The following is a 19,208-nucleotide window of genomic DNA, read 5'->3' on the forward strand; positions in this document are numbered from 1 at the left end:
AATCTTAAGAGGGAGTGAGGGGGAAAATGAAGAATTTCTTAAGAATGGGTGGGTTGGGGGTGCTGGGAGGATTGATTATTCGGCGTTTGGGCTGCGGTTCTGGCGTTCGGACGTGTTTTCTGGCGTTCGTTTCGTTTTTCTGGCGTTCAACTGCTTTTTCTGGCGTTCGTTTCGACTTTCTGGCGTTCAGCTGCTTTTTCTGGCGTTCGTTTCGACTTTCTGGCGTTCAGTCGCTTTTTCTGGCGTTCGTTTCGACTTTCTGGCGTTCAGCTGCTTTTTCTAGCGTTCGTTTCGACTTTCTGGCGTTCAGCTGCTTTTTCTAGCGTTCGTTTCGACTTTCTGGCGTTCAGTTAAATATTCAACCTTTCTTGTTGATCACTAGTTCCTGTAATAGTAAGCATCTTTAGATACTCCGTACATAGTGAGTCCCGAGTTTTGAAGAAGCCTTTTAGCAACATGAGTGTCTTGAATACATGCAAACTCTCTAAATTGTTGATTTGTTAGCTTCCTTTCCACCAAAACCAACCAATCCTCAATCAGTTCCAGATGAGCATCTGTAGATGTGCATCCACAATTACTGCAACTCCATCTTCTGAGCAGTCTTTTCATACCGAAATGAAAGCAATTCGGACAGATAACACCAGGCAAAATACCGATCAATGGGATCCCAAACATTTGTAATAGGGGTTCCGGTACATACTCTTGATGTTCAACAACCATTACACTTGCTATCTCTCGAATCTGCTGTGAGGTAATAATCTCTTGCTCGAGCCTTTGATTGTACAAAAGGATTGGCACATCCTGTGTAATTACAACTTGCTTGGCAGGTTGTTCATTCATGATAATTTCGTTTGTATAAGCCAAGACAACAATACCGATGATCGGCAAATCAATCCCCCTTTCTAATAGCCACTGCTTAAGGAATATCTCCTTGCGCTCCAGTTCCAAAATGGGATTCTGAAGTACTTTTCTTTCATTCAAGTTTTCTTGAATAAACTGAGTAGGATCAGATTTTACAATTATTTTTCCTGCTAAGTTTTTCACTTCAAAAATGAAGATTCCAGTGGGAGTAATTAACAATGAGTCCATTTGAAAGTAAATGCCATTCTGCTTTAAGCAAACATCATGAAGTATAACGTAGGGATAGGATGGTCGAAACTCATTAATATGCTTATCAAAATAGGACTCCCCCGAAAAGCCCGCTGCCCTCCTCCTAAAATCCTCAGATACATAACCGTATTTCTCATGTGTCTCCGGTAATCTTCTTAATAACTTTCTCAAAGCTTGCAACGTAGCTGGTTCTTTCCTCTTCTTATATATCATTTTCCTCACCTCGATTGCACCATACCAAAGTTTCTCTATTACTCAAAATCCGTAAATCGAGGATTTGATGTTGTTTTGATTATCAAAATGAGGATTTCAAGAGTTTACAAATTGGACAAAGACTATACTCTCAACATTTGAAGAAATACAAAGTACATATTTGGGACATTCCGATTATCTGGCGTTCATCTGCTTTTTCTGGCGTTCACTTCGATTATCTGGCGTTCGCCTGCTTTTTCTGGCGTTCATTCCGACTATCTGGCGTTCGCCTGCTTTTTCTGGCGTTCATTCCGATTATCTGGCGTTCAGCTGCCTTTTCTGGCGTTCATCCCGATTATCTGGCGTTCAGCTGCCTTTTCTGACGTTCATTCCGATTATCTGGCGTTCAGCTGCCTTTTCTGGCGTTCATCCCGATTATCTGGGGTTCACCCACTTCCCCGGCGTTCATTCCAATTATCTGGCGTTCACCCGTGTTTTCTGGCGTTCATCCCGATTATCTGGCGTTCACCCACTTCCCCGGCATTCACCCCGACACACCAAACCAAAAACCCCCGATCCGCCAGGCGGGTCGGGGGCATTCCATTAATTATTCTTCTGTCGATGAATTTTCTTCTTTTGCAGCAACACCGGCACTCGATTTAGTAGCAGACAGTTCTTCGGTTAGTCGGTCGATGCTAGGGCGTAGCGTGTTTTTGCCTACGTAGCTTTCCATCATTTCTTTGACGTCGATGCCGGAAGAAGCCTTTAAGGATTCCTGCAGCGTGGACATAAGGTTTGTTGCGTAGGATGTTACTTTGTTGGCGCCGCCACCTTCGCCGCCGCCCGTGTCAACGACAGTGATCTTGTCGATGTTGGATAGTGGGCTTGCGACTTGTTTCGCATATTCAGGAATCATGCGGACAATCATATCAAGGACAGCTGCCTGGCCGTACTGTTCGAAGGCTTCGGCGATTTTACGCTTGGCTTCGGCTTCGGCGAGACCTTTAAGACGAATGACATCGGCTTCGGATTCCCCTTGTGCCCGTTGCGAGTCGGCTTTTGCCAAACCATCAAGCCGAATTTTTTCCGCTTCGGCAGCGGCTCTAGCCTCGATGCGGTATTTTTCAGCGTCGGCTTCTGCCAACTGACGGGATTTTTCAGCCGCTGCATTTTGCTCAATCGCATAACGGTCGGCGTCTGCCTTCTTCTTAACTTCGGAGTCGTACTGTCTTTCCCGACGCAAGATCTCTTTTTCTTCCAATTCGATTTGCTTTTGACGCTCGATGATGCGGACTTGCATCTCTTGCTCGGTTACTTCTTGTTTAGCCCGTGCGGATTCCAGCTCATATGCTTGGTCCGCCCGCGCTTTCGCAACATCCTGTTCACGGCGGTACTCAGCCACTTTCAACTGGTTTTCCTTTTCTGCTTCAGCAATTTCAGTAGCACGCTCAATTTCAGCCTTTTGTGCTTCCTTCGATGCTTCAGCATTTTTGATGCGCGTTTCTTTTTCCGCTTCTGCAGTTGCAATATCAGCGTCGCGTTTTACTTGTGCGATCCTCGGCTTCCCTAATGAATCAAGATATCCGTTCTTATCGCGCACATCTTTAATTGTAAAGGAGACAATGACAAGCCCCATTTTCGCAAGGTCCTGCGAAGCAACCCGCTGTACTTCCTGTGAGAACTTATCACGGTTCTTATAGATTTCTTCAACAGTCATCGAGCCTAAGATGGAGCGCAAATGGCCTTCTAGAACTTCTTTCGCTTCATTTTCTCGGTCATCCTTTGATTTTCCTAAAAATTGTTCGGCCGCCGTTGCGATTTCCGAGATGGAACCGCCAATCTTAATAATGGCTGTACCGTCGGCCATCACTGGAACACCTTGCTCCGTGTATACTTCTGGTGTTGTTACTTCCAACTTGCTTGAAAGCAAGCTGAGCGGTTCCGATTGTTGGAACACCGGGAAGACGAACGTACCGCCCCCACGAATGATTTTAATCCGGTTTCCGGAATCATCCGTATGTACATTTTTCGAGCCGAGATAGCTCCCTGTAACGATTAGCGCTTCGTCCGGTCCGACCGTCTTGTACTTAGAGACGTAGACTAGGACGATGGCTAGCAGAATAAATGCCACAATCCCAATGATAATAAAAATACTTGGCATCGCAATTCCCCCTTATAAGAATTTATTAGTTTTGATCTTACGAAAAACGGAACGGTTCATACTCCTTGACGATGAATGTGCCTTCCTTCACTTCAATAACAAGCACTTCCTTGCCGTACTCGATCGGTTCGTTCTCATAGCCGGCCGCTCGCTTGTTAATGATGCCGTTCACTGTTTCAATGATGATTTCGCCGAAACCGTCCACCGGAATCGGCACAATGACTTTGCCGACCTGGCCAGTTAACGATTCATCGGTATACGTCATCGAAACCTCCGCAGATTTCAATGGTAGGAGTACGAAAAAATAGAGGAGTACGTCCAGCAGGATAGCGCCGACAAGCGATATAACCAAGATAAGGCTATGATTCCAGCCCGTCAGTAATTCCAGGATATACCCGATTGCAGCGGTGAATGTAATAAATGCCAAAATGACAGCTGGATCTAGAAATGGACTGCCTTCCCCGATCCCCTCCGCAATATCACTGAAGAAGATGTATAATATTGTGGCTAGACCAGCAATAATAAGGACAGTCAGATAAACTTGCACAATCGGCATGCCAAACAGTTCCAAAGCCAACACCTCCGCTTCCTTCTTTCCTACTCGGTTATATATACGGCCTATTCCCCTATAAGTTTCAATTATCGAAAACTTTTTCAAAAAAACTGGCAGCTGATCAATTCATCAGTCATTCACATTTAAAGTAAATTCTTTTAAATTCCGCGAATAAAATTTGTATAGTTTTTTGTCGAAATTTGCTATGATAGGAATACTGAAATTGATTCCGGAAACGGATGGAGGCTTGACATGTTTAGTCCACGTAAAACCGATCCATTTTTCTCAGCATTGCTCACGATTGCAGAACATGTGAAAGAAGCGATGCACTATGCAAATGACTTTAAAGTGACATCAGTCGCTGATCTGAAAGAAGTCAGTGTTCAATTGAAGAAGTACGAGACCGAGGGTGATGATCTGATCCATGATTTGATCTCAAAATTGAATACATCTTTCATGACACCGATTGAACGGGAAGATATATTGCAGCTGGCTATCAAAATGGATGATATCCTTGATGGCATCGAGCATTTTGTAGCGAATTTGGAGATGTTCTCACTCACAGAAATTGATGAATATATTCAAAAATTCATGGAGAACATTGTTAAAAGTTCAGACGAAATTGTGAAGGCCATGGAATTGCTGGCGCGCAAGAAACTTGTCGCCATGCGAGATCATGCTGTGCAGATTAAAGAATATGAGCGGATTTGCGACGAAGTGCTGCGCACCTCGATCAAACAGCTTTTCCTTCGGGAAAAAGATCCGATCCGCATCATCCAGTTCAAGGACATGTACGAGCTATTGGAAGATATTGCTGACCACTGCCAAGACGTAGCGAACACAATCGAAACGATCATCATGCGTAATGCGTAAGGGGTAAGCAGATGGATACATTTGTACTACTCACCGTTCTCATTGTAATTTTTGCTTTGGCATTTGATTTCATCAATGGATTCCACGACACTGCGAATGCCATTGCTACTTCTGTATCGACTCGAGCTCTGAAACCGCGCACGGCCATTTATATGGCCGCTATCATGAATTTTATAGGCGCTTTGACTTTTACCGGTGTTGCTAAAACCATTTCGAAGGATATCGTAGACCCATTTGTGCTGGAAAACGGTTCTCTCGTCATTTTAGCTGCCCTCATTTCAGCGATTATTTGGAATTTGGTCACTTGGTATTTTGGAATTCCTTCAAGTTCGTCCCATGCATTGATCGGTTCCATTGCAGGGGCCGCCATCTCTGCTGCTGGTTTTGCCGTCTTGAACTATAGCGGCTTCATAAAAATCTTGGAAGCGCTGATCATTTCGCCATTTATCGCGATAGCGGTCGGTTTTCTCGTGATGTCGATCTTCAAAGTCGTCTTAAAGAACCGCAATTTGTTTAAGGAAAATAAACGAATTCGTTACTTGCAAATTGGAACAGCGGCCTTGCAATCATTCACTCATGGGACAAACGATGCCCAGAAAGCAATGGGGATCATTACCATGGCGTTGATTGCAGCTAATATGCAAACCGGCGACGATATCCAATTATGGGTTCGAATTGCCGCTGCAACAGCAATGGGACTCGGAACATCTATTGGCGGCTATAAAATTATAAAAACAGTCGGCGGCAAAATCATGAAGATCCGTCCGGTGAACGGTGCTGCAGCCGATCTCAGTTCGGCGGCGATCATTTTCGGCGCCACGCTAATCCATTTGCCGGTCAGTACGACGCATGTCATCTCTTCTGCCATTATGGGCGTTGGCTCTGCACAACGTGTCAAGGGTGTTAAATGGGGAGTGGCCAAAAAGATCGTCATCACATGGGTAATTACCATGCCGATTTCTGCTACGATTGCCGCAATTCTTTATCAATTGCTAAACTTATTTTCTAAATAAATTCTTTTCACTTGCATTGTCAAAATAGCTCTGTTATGATAAAGGAGAATTATTTTTGTTCGGCGTGACGGTTTGACCGCTTCAAGACTTGAGCAAGGATAGTAACACAATGTGTGCATAGCACACGAGGAGGAAACAAACATGGAACAAGGTAAAGTAAAATGGTTTAACGCAGAAAAAGGTTATGGCTTCATCGAACGTGAAGATGGCGACGATGTATTCGTACACTTCTCCGCTATCCAAGGCGACGGCTTCAAAACTCTTGAAGAAGGCCAAGACGTTAGTTTCGAAATCGAACAAGGTCAACGTGGACTTCAAGCTACAAACGTAACTAAAAACTAATTTGACTTTCCAAAACCACTCTCTTCGGAGAGTGGTTTTTTTATTTCAAAAGAGACATCGGTGGCAGAATCCGGTAAGATAGGAACAGCAACTATACATACAAAGGAGGACGGTACCATGCGGCTGCTTGCCCGTTTAGTTACCTCCGCACATAAGTACATCATGGCGTTCTGGATTCTTTTCTTGATCGTCATGGCGATTTTTGCCGTTCGGCTGCCCAGCTTGCTTGCAGGCGATGGATTCCGGATGGATGCGGAACATGAACAAGTGATGAAAATGGCTTCCGATACATTCGAACTGCCCGCCGAAACGATGTTTGTCGTATTCGATCACGTGCCGGATGAAGCAATCGAATCGACTTTGTCCCGAATCAATAAATTGAATGTCGTTTCAAAAATTGATTCACCTCTGGATCACGAAAAGCAATATTCTAATGAGGTATCCTACGCACTGCTTCATTTCAACGAACCTGAAAAGGACCGGGCGGACGTCGTTACGTTGATCCGGGAGGCGATTGGGGATAAAAAAGGCGTCACATTGACCGGTCAATCCGCCATTACAAAAGACATTAATACAGCCAGCCAGCGAGATCTGATGAAAGCGGAAGCAATTGGTCTTCCGATTGCAATTATCGTGCTGTTATTCGCTTTCGGTTCTGTCGCAGCCTCTCTCGTTCCGCTATTTGTCGGCATTGCGACGGTCGTTTCAGCATTCGGTGTTCTGTCGCTGCTCGGAGGACAGATGGACTTGTCCATTTTCGTCTTAAATATTGTCCCCATGCTCGGACTTGCACTAAGCATCGATTTCTCCCTTCTTTTCATCAGCCGGTACCGGGAGGAGCGAAAAAGAAGCGAAATCACGGAAGCTGTCGCAACAACAATCCGCACAGCCGGACGCTCCGTCATCTTCTCGGCGTTTTGTGTTTTCATCGGGCTCGGTGCATTGTTGCTCATTCGAGTTGAAATCTTCCAGAACATCGCGCTCGGGGGAATGATCATCGTCGGCATGGCTGTTCTCAGCTCGATCACCTTACTTCCCTCGATCCTCATCCTACTTGGTGATCGGATTAATAAAGGGCAGATACTGAAAGTGAAAGAGAACGGGGCAAATCGTTGGCGTCAATTTGCCAAAGGGGTAATCAAGCGTCCGATCCTTATTACGATTATTGCGCTTGTGTTGCTCGGCACAGCCCTAATTCCTGCGAAGAATATGGAATTGACGATTCCACAAATTGATTCGCTGCCGACCTCCTATGATACGAGATCGTCCTATGAACTCATGGATGAGACGTTCGGTTTAGGTGATCAATCTTCTGTTTATGTCATAGCGGAACGAAAAGAGGGCTGGTCGGATACGAATGGATTAGAGTCGATGAAACAGTTGCAGGATGAATTAACATCCGATCCTTTGGTTGATTCGGCAACAACGATCTATTCAGCGAGCGGCATTACTTCGCCAACCGAATGGGAGCAGGCAATCCAAGTTCCTGAAATGAAAGCACAGCTTGCCCCATTGCTCGACTCGTTTGTCCAAGGAAAGCAATTACTCATCCCAGTCACATTGAGTGCTGGCGGCACATCGGATGAGGCACAGGATTGGGTCCGGGATTGGTCGACTCGCAATACCGATTGGAATTTGCTGATCGGTGGTCAACCAAAATTTAATCAGGAAATTTTTGATGAGATCTTCGACAATCTTTTATCCGTCCTATTGCTTATCGTCATTTCTACCATGATTATCTTAATGATCGCGTTCCGCTCGATTTTAATACCGATCAAGGCTATCCTGATGAATATTATAGGCTTGTCCGCGACTTTCGGAATTTTAGTGTACATTTTCCAATATGGCCACTTCGGGTTACATCCCGGCACGATTGCCTTGATTATCCCGGTTATCATCTTCAGCCTTGTCTTCGGCTTAAGCATGGACTATGAAGTGTTCCTTATTTCACGGATGCAGGAAGAGTACGCCAACACATTGGACAATGATCACTCCACCGTAGAAGGGCTTGCGGCAACGAGCAAAATTATCACGTCCGCTGCCCTGATCATGATTGTCCTGACCGGCGCATTCGCTTTTACAGATGTTATGCCCGTCAAGCAGATTGGGGTCGGCATCGCGATCGCCGTTGCCATCGATGCGACCATTATCCGCCTGTTGCTCGTTCCAAGTTTGATGAAACTGTTCGGCAAATGGAACTGGTGGCTGCCATTCCGAAAAGGTCCATACAAAGCCGGCAATTGGCATTGATTTATTCCATCTGCACGTACTGTGTGCAGATGGTTTTTTATTGAAAACAAAAAGAAACACACCCGGATTCCCATCCAAGTGTGCGTTCCTCTCAATATATCCCGTTCTCCGTTATCATATGCAACTCCGAGTCGATTGGCTCCAACCCATGCTCATCTTTCTTGAATTGGGCCATCATGGCGAAAAAAATAACAGCTACAACAATGATAACAAAAAGAATCAATCCGATAACGAGCGTCTTGCCTTTCATTTCATATCTCCCCCGCTGCGTTTGAATCTCTCTTCCTTCAAATAATCCACGGCTTCTCCGTAATCCCCGAAGCTTTCTTCCAAGTTATACCCGTGGTAAATATTGAAAAAGCCTTCCTCCTCGAGCAAAGTCAGCTTCTGGCCTTGGTCATTCACCCAAGCTTCCTCGATCGATTCCTCTTCGTCCCATTGCTCTTCTGTCGATAAACCACGGATTGCATCTTCAATTGTCCGGCGCAATTCTTCTTCCGATGCCTCGCGGATATTGACCAGCCCTCGGTCATCCGGTGTGTAGCCAGAAATCCCTTCGACATACACATAGCCATTCCCGTTTGGATGCAGATGCTGCACGACAATAGTCTTCTCATACAAGCTGTCTTCGTAATGATAATTCAGGCGTTTTAAGGAAACCTCTTTCCGCGTCAATTCAGGAAAGGATTCAATGATTTTTTGCTTCTGTTCAAATGTCAACATTGTTTTGCCACTCTTTCTATCCTCAGGTTGTGTTTCAGTATACCATTATTCCTCTTTCACTGTTAAGCCCAGCATGCGCGCAAACCCCATTGCCTGTTCTCGGGATACGATGCATCCCCCTACTTTGGTCAGCGTCACTTCAATTCGGTCATAGGTGCTTGTCGACAGATCGACTCCATTCAAATCGGTTTCCGCCAAATTGATGTTATCGATTTGGCATTTATCAAAACGGAAGCCTGTCCCAACGCTCTCATAAAGATCCGCATCGGGCAGATGACATTCCACGAAATCTACTTCCTTCAACTCAGCAAAGCTAAAATTGACATACCGCCCGTCACAAGACTGGAATAATGTATGCGACAGCTTTGAATTCGCAAAGTTCGCACCAGTCAGCTTGGAACCCCTTATTTCGCAGCGATGGAACACCGCATGCTCCAATTGAACGTTAGAGAAATCACATGTTTCAAAAATGACATCGACAAACTCTACCTCATGGAAAGTCGCATTGGCGAAGGATACATCCTTTAAGAGACAGCCGTCAAAAACAATGCGCGCTTCTTCCCCACCCAGTATTCCATCAACAATCCGGACGTTTTCAATAAAACCATCCCGCCGCCAGCAATCCTCCGCACGAATTTCCTCTAATCCAGAAGACACTTTCGGTTTCTGCCTTTTTGTTTTTCCGCCTGCCATCTCCTGTCACCTCGTTTTCCATTCGATAAAAATCACTAATAAGATGACGACCGCAAACGCCAGCACATAAAACCAACTCGGTATAGAACTCAACCCACTAAACATGACAACGCCTCCCCACATTTCCGGGTCCTTCATTATTCTTTAAGTATACAAGGTTTCCCCACTTTCACAAACGGAAATCAAATCTAAAGAGTTCTTGCTGTATTCCTGCTAGAAAAAACGGATACAATAACTAGGAAGGAGGCGATCTCTAGTGAAGCGGCTGTTACTCTTCATTATATTCATAGTTGCCTTGTACTTGGCGAAGCCATTATGGGAAGAGCCGGTATCGAAGCATATCGACCTATCATTTTTACAACCTGTCGATGAGAGGGTCGAGAAATTTTTCAATAACGAAAGCGTGTCCTCCACCATAGATACAATCCGGGATCAATGGGATCATTTCCTCTACTTCATCTCTGCCAAAACAGCGGATTGGGATGCGGTTGTACCAAAAGAAGTGCCCAAACCCGCTTTGGAAAAACCCGTACTTTCACCGATTTCCATTCACAATATTGAAATCGGATCGTCCGAGGAAGATGTGACGAGGGAGCTCGGAGAACCAAAGAGCCATTCGAGAAACGAATACGGCACCGATTGGCTGACCTATCATGAAGACTATCAAAACTTTGTTATGATCGCGTTTGGGAAAAATAAAAAAGTCGCGGCCATTTACACAAACGACGATCTCGTCTCGTCTACAAACGGCATTGCCTACGGCACCACGAAAGCCGAGGTACGCAAAGCGCTTGGCGAACCGGTAACGGAAATTCGCAAAGGCTTAAACATTTACGTACTGCAAGAGGATGAAGGCATGGATGTTTTCAAGCAGGGAGATATCTACACATATGTCTTCTATGATCTCCATCAAGGTACAACCGTCACGGCGGTGCAGCTGGTTACAACGGAATTGGAGCGGAAGAAGCCCGATTTATACGCTATGGCGGATCCGGCTCTACGACTGGGTTTTGAACAACAACTGTACGATTTGACGAATGCAGCCCGAGTCCGACACGGGCGGTCCATTCTTTCTTGGGATGAGCGTGTTTCCGAAACAGCAAGGAATCACAGTTTAGATATGGCCGACAATGACTATTTCAGCCATGACAATTTACAAGGCAAATCACCTTTCGACCGGATGAAGGACGATCACATCCAATTCATAAGAGCCGGAGAAAATTTGGCATACGGTCAATCGAGCAGCATTTTCGCCCACGAAGGCTTGATGAATTCCAAGGGACATCGTGACAATATACTAATAAAAGACTATAGCCACCTAGGCATCGGCGTTGCTTTTAATGAAAACTCGCAGCCGTATTATACGGAAAACTTCATTTTAAAATAAAGTGTTCAGTAATTCCCTATCTCATGGTTAGTCGACTTCTTTCAGGGGAACATAAGAAGATACGATACGAGGAGGGATTCAATGAAAGCGGTCACGTTTCAAGGAGTAAAAGACATTCAGGTCAAGAAAGTGGAGGCGCCGAAGATTGAGAACCCCGATGATATTATTGTGCGCATCACTTCGACCGCCATATGTGGTTCCGACTTGCATATTTATGCCGGAGCTTTGCCTGCCCACAAGGATTACGTTATCGGCCATGAACCCATGGGAATTGTGGAAGAAGTCGGCCCCGGTGTGACAAAGGTGAAAAAGGGCGATCGTGTTGTGATCCCTTTTAATATTTCCTGCGGCGAATGTTTTTATTGCCAGCATGAAATGGAAAGCCAATGTGATAACTCCAATCCCAATCCACATATGGACACTGGCGGCTATTTCGGATTTACCGAACGGTATGGCAACTACCCTGGAGGCCAAGCGGAATACTTACGGGTTCCATACGGCAATGCCACACCTTTTGTCATCCCGGAATCTTGTGAACTGCCAGATGAAGCACTTTTGTTCATGTCCGACGTCTTGCCAACCGCTTATTGGAGTGTAGAGCATGCCGGTGTTTCTCCCGGGGATACGGTAGCCGTCCTAGGATGCGGTCCAGTCGGTCTTATGGCGCAAAAATTCGCTTGGATGAAAGGGGCAAAACGCGTTATCGCAATCGATCATGTTCCTTACCGGCTAAACCATGCTGTGAAAATGAACAACGTAGAAGCCTTCAATTTCGAGGACTATGATAATATGGGAGCGCATATTAAGGAATTGACGAAAGGCGGCGTCGATATCGTGATCGACTGTGTCGGTATGGATGGAAAGAAGAATCTGCTGGAGAAGCTTGGCCAGAAGATGAAAGTTCAAGGCGGGACATTAAGCGCTTTGGAAATCGGCCATCAAGCTGTAAGGAAATTCGGGACTATTCAATTGACCGGCGTCTATGGCATGTTTTATAACATGTTCCCGCTAGGCAATCTATTTGAACGAAACATTTCGCTGAAAATGGGACAAGCCCCGGTTATCCATTACATGCCTATGCTGTTCGAGAAAATCAAAAATGGCGAGTTTGATCCGACGGAAATCATTACTCACGTTGTACCACTGGAAGAAGCATCGGCAGCTTACCATCATTTCTTCGAACATGAAGACGATTGCATTAAAGTTATTTTGAAACCATAGAAAAACGGAAAACCGGTAGCAGGCCATTGGCTCTTGCTACCGGTTTTTGTCACTTCTTATTAATTTCTGCACATGCAATCCGTGCGCCCGAATTGCCTGCTGGATCGGTCTTATAATCATCTTGTCCTTCATGGATGACGAGGGCACTGCCATCTTTGTCGAGTAGTGACATTTCAGCCCCTGGCTTCAATGTGAGGTCCGCCGTCGTCACTTGCGCCTCCACTTTCCCGTCTTCTCCCACTTCAACATTCGGCAAATCGCCTAAATGGAAGCCTTTCGGGTTGTCGAAACCATGCTCTTTTTTCGTTGGATTGAAATGGCTTCCGGCTGATTCGAATGTTGGAGGTGTACAAACGCCCGTCTCATGGATATGGACGCCATGCAGCCCTGGCGGCAATCCTTCAGCTTCAATGCTAATGGTTACGCCTTTCGCATCCTCACTCATTGTTACATTCCCGATTTCCGCCCCATCCTTATTAATCAGAGGTGAAACAATCGCTTCCATCTTCTCCGCGCTTACCGGAAGCTTCGTATCCTTCTTCGAACAGCCTGCAATTAATAACACAGCTGCGAGCAAAAGCAAAGGCAAGGTTTTCATTGTCTTCATTTCAACTACCTCCTAGATGTCTTGTCCTGCCAAGAATTGCCCTATTTCTTAAAGTTTATGAGTGGTAAATAAAACCACAAAAAAAAACGCCGCCCTTCCGATTGGAAGAGCGACGATACAGTATTATGCCAGTACTAATTTTTCAAGTTCCAAAGGAGGAATATATGTACCTTCTTGATAAACCCGCATATTGCCGCCAGAAATTTCATCGATAAGCATGATGTTCCCTTGTGCATCCCGGCCAAATTCAAGTTTGATGTCATATAAGTCAAGCCCTTTGCCAGCGAGAATATCCTTCACTTCAGTCGCTATTTGTTTCGTCAATGGCTCCAAAATGTCATATTCCTCGTTAGTCAAAATGCCAAGTTGCGCGAGCGCATCTTTGGTGATCGGAGGATCGTTGCGATCGTCATCTTTGATTGTCACTTCAACAAATGCATCGAGCGGCTGCCCTTCTTCGCAATAGGCGCCGTACCTTCTCAAGAAGCTGCCGACTGCCCGAAAACGGCAAATAACTTCCAACCCTTTTCCGAATACAGTTGCCGGCTTCACTGTCATTTGAACTTCATCGATATCCGCATCCACGTAATGGGTTGGTATTCCCTTCTCCGACAATTTCTCAAAGAAAAACTTTGTCATGCGAAGACCGGATTGCCCTGCCCCTTCAATCGTCAATCCTACCGTGTTGGCGCCAGGGTCAAATACCCCATCCTCACCAGTCACGTCGTCTTTGAACTTCAAAAGAACATTGCCGTCTTCCAACTGATACACATCTTTCGTCTTGCCTTGATATACAAGATTCATGCCCACGTTTCCTTTCTATTTCGAAAATGCAGTGCCACTCTTAGTATAATGCACTTTATTGCTGATAAAAAGGGAAACTTGCCATCTAGCAAACGCTCCCCCTCCTGCTTGCCAACTCACCCGTCAATAACCGAAGTATCCGAATGTTTCTCTTGTCTTCATTCCCCCCAAAGGTGTATAATAACTCGATTACTTTATTCAACTCAGTGAGTTGGAAGAATTTTAAGCTCATATCGAAAGAGAGTGGTAACGATGGGCCGTAAATGGAATAATATTAAAGAGAAAAAAGCGTCCAAAGATGCAAATACAAGCCGTATTTACGCTAAGTTCGGACGTGAACTTTATGTAGCAGCAAAACAAGGCGAACCGGATCCGGAATTGAACCAAGTGCTCAAAATGGTAGTGGAACGCGCGAAAACATATAATGTCCCTAGAGCGATCATCGACCGTGCCATTGAGAAGGCGAAAGGCGGAGCGGAAGAGAACTATGATGAGCTTCGATACGAGGGCTTCGGACCAAATGGCTCCATGGTAATCGTTGATGCGTTGACCAACAACGTCAACCGCACAGCTTCTGAAGTACGTGCAGCCTTCGGAAAAAATGGCGGCAACATGGGCGTCAGCGGATCAGTTGCTTACATGTTCGATGCGACTGCGGTATTCGCACTGGAAGGAAAAACAGCTGATGACGTTCTGGAGCTTCTAATGGAAGCGGATGTTGAAGTCCGTGACATTATGGAAGAAGAAGAGACGGTCATCGTCTATGCAGAGCCAGATCAATTCCATGCAGTGCAAGAAGCTTTCAAGAATGCCGGCATTACAGAATTCTCTGTCGCCGAACTAACAATGCTCGCGCAAAACGACGTCACATTAGACCCGGATGCACAAGCACAATTCGAGAAAATGATAGATGCCCTGGAAGACTTGGAAGACGTTCAACAAGTCTATCATAACGTCGATTTAGGTGAATAAGGCAAAAGTAAAACCGCCCTTCTTTTGAAAGGCGGTTTTTTTCACTTCATTTCCATTACAGCAAAATAGTTCTCTTCTTCATCCGCGAAATTAAATGTCCTGCCCGATGGCATGTCCATTATTTCTCCAACTGTCACTTGTTGTTCCAACAGCTGGCTGCGAAGCTGTTCCAAGCGGTCTGTATAGAATAAGAGGGAAGGCGTGCCTAGATGCAAGCCTGGCGACATGCGGGCAACGGCTTCCTTGTCGTGAAGAACCAGACTCGTTTCTGAATCTTGCGTGGGAGCGATCTCAATCCATCTCATCGGTCCTGCCGTTTCATCAGCCAACACATGAAACCCGACTTTTTCTGTCCAAAACTTCTTAGCGTTTTCTTGATCGTTCACATATACCATCACTTGCCCTAGTTTTTGAATCATCCTGGTTCCCTCCAAGCAACTGTTTGTTTCCTGCTTACATTCGTCAGGGAAAGGAGAATATCCTTTTTTGTACTGATCCTTTATTGAAATAGCTTCGGGATATCATTAATTAACGTATAAATTCCCATGTAGCCCATCGAAACGACGACAATCAACCCAAAAATAGTCATCCAAAGAGGATGCTTATAGTCACCGACAATTTTAACGCGATACGCTGCCACAAGCATAACGCCAAGTGCCAGAGGTAAAATAAGACCATTCAACGACCCCACGAGAATCAATATCTTCACTGGTCTTCCGATGATAATAAAGACAAGCGTCGAGATAGCGATGAACGCCATGATGATCCACTTATAATGCTTCTCCAGTTTCGGATGGAATGTCCGGATGAACGAAACGGATGTATACGCACAGCCGACGACTGACGTAATGGCAGCCGACCACATGACGACGCCAAAAATCTTATAACCGACATTGCCTGCCGCCAATTGGAAGACGGATGCTGGCGGATTGGCCGGATCGAGCGCAAGCCCTTTACTGACGACACCTAACGTCGCAAGAAAGAGCAGGATGCGCATGAGCGATGCAATGAGAATCGCAAAAATTGAGCTTCTTGTCACTTCCGGCAGCGCTTCTTTTCCTTTAACGCCGGCGTCGATTAAACGATGCCCACCCGCAAATGTGATATAGCCGCCTACTGTTCCCCCAACAAGTGTCACAATGGCAATCAAACTGATCTCAGCCGGTACAAATGTCCGTGTGACCGCTTCACCGACCGGTGGAACTGCATTAAACATGACAAAGAGTGTTAAACCGATCATGACAAACCCTAGTATTTGCACGAAGCGGTCCATGATCTTCCCCGCTTCCCGGACAATGAAAATGCCGATCGCCAATAATCCACTGAGCAGGCCACCAATTTCAGGCGACATTCCGAATAACACATTTGTGCCGAGCCCCGCGCCTCCAATGTTGCCGATATTGAATGCAAGACCTCCCGCCACGACTAGCGCTGCGAGCAGAAATCCAAGCCCCGGAAACACATCATTCGCAATATCTTGTGCCCTTTTCTCTGATACAGCGATAATCCGCCATATATTCATTTGTGCACCGATATCAATGAGGATTGAAATTAAGATAACAAAACCGAAACTCGCGAGAAGCGTCTCCGTAAAATACGTAGTTTGTGTTAAAAAGCCCGGACCGATCGCAGACGTCGCCATTAAGAAAGCGGCACCGAGCAAAACCCCTTTGTTTTGTTTTTTCATTATCGCTTTTGCGTTCACATGCCCCACCCCATTTTCATTATAAGAAGCTGCTGATTTTGTTTATTTCGATACCTTCCTCACGTAATGCACCCGGTATTTGCCGCGCGAACTCAAGCGCAGTCTTCCCGTCCCCATGGATGCAGATCGTGTCCGCTTTAATGGCCACTTCTGTTCCGTCAGTCGCCTGCACTTTACCTTCCTTCACCATCTTGACGATCTGCCGGATGGCAATCGCATGATCGGTAATGAGTGCGTTTGATTTCCGCCGGGACGTCAGCGATCCGTCCGCTTGGTAGGTCCGGTCGGAGAAAACTTCATTGGCTGTTTTCAAGCCAATCCGTTCCCCCGCTAAAACGAGTTCACTGCCAGCCAATCCAAAGAGAATCAATTCCGGATCCACCTTATATATAGCCTGAGCAATCGCATCCGATAGCGCAGCGTCTTTTGCCGCCATGTTATAAAGCGCCCCGTGCGGCTTTACATGCTGCAACACACCGCCTTCCGCCCGGACAAAGCCATAGAGCGCCCCAATTTGATAGACGACGAGATCGAATGCCTCATCCGGTGTGATCGCCATTTCGCGGCGGCCGAACCCTGTCAAATCCGGCAAGCCCGGATGGACGCCGATTCCAACATTCTTCTGCAGCGCCATCTGGACAGTCTTCCGCATCGTCGCCGGATCGCCCGCATGGAATCCGCAGGCAATGTTGGCGGAAGAAATCGTCTCCAAAATGTCTGCATCGTTCCCCATCTGATAGGTGCCAAAGCTTTCCCCCATATCACAATTCAAATCTACTTTGTACTCCACGCTAAAACCTCCTATCGAAATTTCATTGCGATTCCTGTTTTCAGTTCCTGAATGTTCTTTTCTCTGCGAAGATATAATTCCTGCGCCTTCTCGAGTAAAATTTCCCGGAAGGTCAAGTAATTCCCAGGTCTCGCTTGTGCGACCAGACTCAAATCTACCGAAGCCACTTGTCCAATTTTCGGATATCCTCCGGTCGTCTGCCGATCCGCCATTAAAATGATCGGATTCCCATCTGCCGGCACTTGAATCGAGCCAAAGGACACCGCTTCAGAAATCAATTCCTGCTCCTCCTCCAAACGCAGTGAAGGCCCAGCCAATCGATAGCCCATTCGATCGGATTGTGAACTGACGGCAAATTGGCCCGTCTCAAAGAGCCTCCTGCTTTCTTCAGAGAACAAATCGTATTGGCGACCTTTGATTACCCTAATTTCGTATTGATCTGTGAGTGCAGGCAGCACATTGTTCGTAATCGTCCAGTCAGTCGACTGTATGCAGCATGCCTCGCATTCCAATCGAGAATAAATCCGTTCAGCCTGTCCCTTCCTCGCCTTGATGTGGAGCCTGTCACCTTTCTTCAGAGCACGCCCCTCACAGCCACCTATTTCAGCTTTCAAGTACGTGGAGCGGCTGCCCATTACAAGTGGCACTTCAAATCCACCCGCTACCGCCAGGTACATCCGGCAACCGGCTACAGCCGGACCCATTTTCAACTCTGTCCCTTTTTGAATAAATACCGGTTTCCACATCGGTATCGGTTTACCTTCTATCGAAGCGGACAATTCGCCTCCACAGAGCGCAATAACCGCATTTTCTTCAAAATAGAGAGACGGACCGACTAACGTCATTTCAAGCGTACCTTCCGTTTCTTCATTTCCGACAAGCAAGTTGGCAACCCGATGAGCGAAAGCATCCATTGCACCGCTCGTTACTACTCCATATTTCTGATAGCCGAACCGCCCTAGGTCTTGAATCGTGTCATTTAATCCAGCCTTTCTCACCGTAATCATGGCCGCCCACCTCGCAAATCTTCGTATTCCTTTTGCGAAATCGGATAAAATTCGATTCGATCCCCTGCCGCTAACAAGCTGGGAGGTTCCTGTTCCGGAAGAAATAGTTCAAGCGGCGTCCGGCCGATCAACTGCCAGCCACCTGGCGTCTCTATCGGATACACGCCCGTCTGCTTCCCCGCGATGCCGACGGTGCGTGCCGGAATGCGCAAGCGCGGCGTCTTTCTTCGCGGTGCCGCAATCTTCTCGGACATGCCGCCAACGAAAGGAAAACCTGGAGCAAATCCGATCATATGTACAAGATACTCTCCCGAGGAATGGATGGAGATGACTTCCTCGGGCGTTAATCCATTGTGCTGTGCAACAAACTCCAAGTCCGGCCCCCATTCTCCGCCATAGAGTACTGGTATCCGAACCGTTTTTGGACTTGCTGCGCGACTGACCTCGACACCGGTCAAAACTTCATGAATCCGCTTACAAACCTCTGCATATGGATTTCCCTCTACGAACACGCCAAGCCGGTAAAATACAGTCACTGACGTATAGGCAGGAACGACTTCCACCATCCACTCAGGTGCCGTTTCCTCCAAACGCGCCGACACAGCCAGCACTTTATCCTGTGCTTCTATGCTAATATCACGGTCCACCTCAATGACAACCGCCTGATCACCTAATGGAGATAGCGTATATTCCATCACCGCTCACTCCCTTCGACAGATTTCGACTACCTAATCTATTTCATTCTACCGGATAATTAACAGATTTCAACATTTGTTCGAAAATACTATCTTTTCATCAAAAGTAT

The 19,208-nt window shown here is 46.3% G+C and carries 22 protein-coding genes; 9 read left to right on the forward strand and 13 right to left on the reverse strand.

Annotated features, from left to right (window positions below; all coding sequences use genetic code 11):
* Positions 1-26: 26 nt before the first annotated feature.
* A complete protein-coding gene (locus ACSW3C_RS06400) occupies positions 27-323 on the forward strand; it encodes a hypothetical protein (protein ID WP_486561615.1) in 297 nt (98 codons plus the stop codon).
* Positions 324-378: 55 nt separating this feature from the next.
* Here ACSW3C_RS06400 and ACSW3C_RS06405 read toward each other — a convergent pair whose 3' ends face one another.
* Positions 379-1,323 (reverse strand): nuclease-related domain-containing protein, encoded by a 945-nt coding sequence (locus ACSW3C_RS06405; protein WP_486561617.1) that lies wholly within the window; start codon positions 1,321-1,323, stop codon positions 379-381.
* A 160-nt stretch (positions 1,324-1,483) separates the two neighbouring features.
* Here ACSW3C_RS06405 and ACSW3C_RS06410 point away from each other — a divergent pair, with 160 nt between their 5' ends.
* The gene (locus tag ACSW3C_RS06410; protein ID WP_486561619.1) at positions 1,484-1,909 is read left to right on the forward strand and encodes a hypothetical protein; all 426 of its coding nucleotides are present in this window, start codon (positions 1,484-1,486) and stop codon (positions 1,907-1,909) included.
* Here the strand turns inward: ACSW3C_RS06410 and floT are convergent, their stop codons facing one another.
* Both floT and ACSW3C_RS06420 read right to left on the reverse strand, forming a co-directional pair.
* Positions 1,910-3,463: a flotillin lipid rafts scaffold protein FloT gene (gene floT / locus ACSW3C_RS06415; RefSeq protein WP_486561621.1), complete on the reverse strand. Its 1,554-nt coding sequence runs from the start codon at positions 3,461-3,463 to the stop codon at positions 1,910-1,912.
* Positions 3,464-3,500: 37 nt separating this feature from the next.
* Positions 3,501-4,034, reverse strand: coding sequence for an NfeD family membrane protein (locus ACSW3C_RS06420; protein ID WP_486562102.1), 534 nt, complete (start codon positions 4,032-4,034; stop codon positions 3,501-3,503).
* Between the two features lie 234 nt (positions 4,035-4,268).
* Between ACSW3C_RS06420 and ACSW3C_RS06425 the strand changes: the two genes are divergently transcribed.
* From ACSW3C_RS06425 to ACSW3C_RS06440, 4 genes are all read left to right on the forward strand, one after another.
* Positions 4,269-4,889 carry a DUF47 domain-containing protein gene (locus ACSW3C_RS06425; protein ID WP_238079297.1) on the forward strand — a complete coding sequence of 207 codons (621 nt, stop codon included), beginning with the start codon at positions 4,269-4,271 and terminating at the stop codon, positions 4,887-4,889.
* Positions 4,890-4,900: 11 nt separating this feature from the next.
* Positions 4,901-5,902, forward strand: a complete 1,002-nt coding sequence (locus ACSW3C_RS06430; protein ID WP_486561622.1) for an inorganic phosphate transporter — start codon at positions 4,901-4,903, stop codon at positions 5,900-5,902.
* A 141-nt stretch (positions 5,903-6,043) separates the two neighbouring features.
* A complete protein-coding gene (locus ACSW3C_RS06435) occupies positions 6,044-6,244 on the forward strand; it encodes a cold-shock protein (RefSeq protein WP_009766462.1) in 201 nt (66 codons plus the stop codon).
* Between the two features lie 117 nt (positions 6,245-6,361).
* Entirely contained in the window at positions 6,362-8,494 is a 2,133-nt protein-coding gene (locus tag ACSW3C_RS06440; RefSeq protein ID WP_486561624.1) for an MMPL family transporter, read from the forward strand.
* 91 nt (positions 8,495-8,585) lie between these two features.
* Here the strand turns inward: ACSW3C_RS06440 and ACSW3C_RS06445 are convergent, their stop codons facing one another.
* From ACSW3C_RS06445 to ACSW3C_RS06455, 3 genes are read right to left on the reverse strand one after another with little or no spacing between them, the layout of a single operon-like run.
* The gene (locus tag ACSW3C_RS06445) at positions 8,586-8,744 is read right to left on the reverse strand and encodes a hypothetical protein (RefSeq protein ID WP_486561626.1); all 159 of its coding nucleotides are present in this window, start codon (positions 8,742-8,744) and stop codon (positions 8,586-8,588) included.
* The gene (locus tag ACSW3C_RS06450) at positions 8,741-9,217 is read right to left on the reverse strand and encodes a hypothetical protein (RefSeq protein WP_486561628.1); all 477 of its coding nucleotides are present in this window, start codon (positions 9,215-9,217) and stop codon (positions 8,741-8,743) included. The genes ACSW3C_RS06445 and ACSW3C_RS06450 overlap by 4 nt, the downstream gene beginning before the upstream one ends.
* 45 nt (positions 9,218-9,262) lie before the next feature.
* Complete coding sequence (locus ACSW3C_RS06455; protein WP_486561630.1) at positions 9,263-9,910, reverse strand: pentapeptide repeat-containing protein; 648 nt, start codon at positions 9,908-9,910, stop codon at positions 9,263-9,265.
* Positions 9,911-10,166: 256 nt separating this feature from the next.
* Between ACSW3C_RS06455 and ACSW3C_RS06460 the strand changes: the two genes are divergently transcribed.
* A complete protein-coding gene (locus ACSW3C_RS06460; protein WP_486561632.1) occupies positions 10,167-11,297 on the forward strand; it encodes a CAP domain-containing protein in 1,131 nt (376 codons plus the stop codon).
* A gap of 81 nt (positions 11,298-11,378) precedes the next feature.
* Entirely contained in the window at positions 11,379-12,518 is a 1,140-nt protein-coding gene (locus tag ACSW3C_RS06465) for a zinc-dependent alcohol dehydrogenase (RefSeq protein ID WP_486561634.1), read from the forward strand.
* A gap of 49 nt (positions 12,519-12,567) precedes the next feature.
* Here ACSW3C_RS06465 and ACSW3C_RS06470 read toward each other — a convergent pair whose 3' ends face one another.
* Complete coding sequence (locus tag ACSW3C_RS06470) at positions 12,568-13,125, reverse strand: superoxide dismutase family protein (RefSeq protein WP_486561636.1); 558 nt, start codon at positions 13,123-13,125, stop codon at positions 12,568-12,570.
* A gap of 123 nt (positions 13,126-13,248) precedes the next feature.
* A complete protein-coding gene (locus tag ACSW3C_RS06475) occupies positions 13,249-13,929 on the reverse strand; it encodes a phosphoribosylaminoimidazolesuccinocarboxamide synthase (RefSeq protein ID WP_486561638.1) in 681 nt (226 codons plus the stop codon).
* Between the two features lie 252 nt (positions 13,930-14,181).
* Here ACSW3C_RS06475 and ACSW3C_RS06480 point away from each other — a divergent pair, with 252 nt between their 5' ends.
* The gene (locus ACSW3C_RS06480) at positions 14,182-14,901 is read left to right on the forward strand and encodes a YebC/PmpR family DNA-binding transcriptional regulator (protein ID WP_238079306.1); all 720 of its coding nucleotides are present in this window, start codon (positions 14,182-14,184) and stop codon (positions 14,899-14,901) included.
* 41 nt (positions 14,902-14,942) lie between these two features.
* Here ACSW3C_RS06480 and ACSW3C_RS06485 read toward each other — a convergent pair whose 3' ends face one another.
* The 5 genes from ACSW3C_RS06485 to pxpB form a co-directional block, all read right to left on the reverse strand.
* Positions 14,943-15,320 (reverse strand): VOC family protein, encoded by a 378-nt coding sequence (locus ACSW3C_RS06485; RefSeq protein WP_486561639.1) that lies wholly within the window; start codon positions 15,318-15,320, stop codon positions 14,943-14,945.
* A gap of 80 nt (positions 15,321-15,400) precedes the next feature.
* Positions 15,401-16,588: an NRAMP family divalent metal transporter gene (locus ACSW3C_RS06490; protein ID WP_486562104.1), complete on the reverse strand. Its 1,188-nt coding sequence runs from the start codon at positions 16,586-16,588 to the stop codon at positions 15,401-15,403.
* Positions 16,589-16,625: 37 nt separating this feature from the next.
* Positions 16,626-17,396, reverse strand: a complete 771-nt coding sequence (locus ACSW3C_RS06495; RefSeq protein ID WP_486561641.1) for a LamB/YcsF family protein — start codon at positions 17,394-17,396, stop codon at positions 16,626-16,628.
* Between the two features lie 11 nt (positions 17,397-17,407).
* Positions 17,408-18,403, reverse strand: a complete 996-nt coding sequence (locus tag ACSW3C_RS06500; protein ID WP_486561643.1) for a 5-oxoprolinase subunit C family protein — start codon at positions 18,401-18,403, stop codon at positions 17,408-17,410.
* On the reverse strand, positions 18,400-19,098 hold the full coding sequence (gene pxpB, locus ACSW3C_RS06505) for a 5-oxoprolinase subunit PxpB (protein ID WP_486561645.1): 699 nt from the start codon (positions 19,096-19,098) through the stop codon (positions 18,400-18,402). The genes ACSW3C_RS06500 and pxpB overlap by 4 nt, the downstream gene beginning before the upstream one ends.
* Between the last annotated feature and the right edge of the window lie 110 nt (positions 19,099-19,208).

The sequence above is a fragment of the Sporosarcina sp. AD_1 genome, assembly GCF_057373025.1.

Bases quoted from the DNA above. Each gene is read 5' to 3' on its own strand.
- ACSW3C_RS06490 (WP_486562104.1), bottom strand. From the start codon at position 16,588: ATGAAAAAACAAAACAAAGGGGTTTTGCTCGGTGCCGCTTTCTTAATG.
- ACSW3C_RS06500 (WP_486561643.1), bottom strand. From the start codon at position 18,403: ATGATTACGGTGAGAAAGGCTGGATTAAATGACACGATTCAAGACCTA.
- ACSW3C_RS06425 (WP_238079297.1), top strand. From the start codon at position 4,269: ATGTTTAGTCCACGTAAAACCGATCCATTTTTCTCAGCATTGCTCACG.
- ACSW3C_RS06450 (WP_486561628.1), bottom strand. From the start codon at position 9,217: ATGTTGACATTTGAACAGAAGCAAAAAATCATTGAATCCTTTCCTGAA.
- pxpB (WP_486561645.1), bottom strand. From the start codon at position 19,098: ATGGAATATACGCTATCTCCATTAGGTGATCAGGCGGTTGTCATTGAG.
- ACSW3C_RS06400 (WP_486561615.1), top strand. From the start codon at position 27: ATGAAGAATTTCTTAAGAATGGGTGGGTTGGGGGTGCTGGGAGGATTG.
- ACSW3C_RS06470 (WP_486561636.1), bottom strand. From the start codon at position 13,125: ATGAAGACAATGAAAACCTTGCCTTTGCTTTTGCTCGCAGCTGTGTTA.
- ACSW3C_RS06475 (WP_486561638.1), bottom strand. From the start codon at position 13,929: ATGAATCTTGTATATCAAGGCAAGACGAAAGATGTGTATCAGTTGGAA.
- ACSW3C_RS06465 (WP_486561634.1), top strand. From the start codon at position 11,379: ATGAAAGCGGTCACGTTTCAAGGAGTAAAAGACATTCAGGTCAAGAAA.
- ACSW3C_RS06480 (WP_238079306.1), top strand. From the start codon at position 14,182: ATGGGCCGTAAATGGAATAATATTAAAGAGAAAAAAGCGTCCAAAGAT.
- ACSW3C_RS06445 (WP_486561626.1), bottom strand. From the start codon at position 8,744: ATGAAAGGCAAGACGCTCGTTATCGGATTGATTCTTTTTGTTATCATT.
- ACSW3C_RS06440 (WP_486561624.1), top strand. From the start codon at position 6,362: ATGCGGCTGCTTGCCCGTTTAGTTACCTCCGCACATAAGTACATCATG.
- ACSW3C_RS06435 (WP_009766462.1), top strand. From the start codon at position 6,044: ATGGAACAAGGTAAAGTAAAATGGTTTAACGCAGAAAAAGGTTATGGC.
- ACSW3C_RS06455 (WP_486561630.1), bottom strand. From the start codon at position 9,910: ATGGCAGGCGGAAAAACAAAAAGGCAGAAACCGAAAGTGTCTTCTGGA.
- floT (WP_486561621.1), bottom strand. From the start codon at position 3,463: ATGCCAAGTATTTTTATTATCATTGGGATTGTGGCATTTATTCTGCTA.
- ACSW3C_RS06405 (WP_486561617.1), bottom strand. From the start codon at position 1,323: ATGATATATAAGAAGAGGAAAGAACCAGCTACGTTGCAAGCTTTGAGA.
- ACSW3C_RS06485 (WP_486561639.1), bottom strand. From the start codon at position 15,320: ATGATTCAAAAACTAGGGCAAGTGATGGTATATGTGAACGATCAAGAA.
- ACSW3C_RS06430 (WP_486561622.1), top strand. From the start codon at position 4,901: ATGGATACATTTGTACTACTCACCGTTCTCATTGTAATTTTTGCTTTG.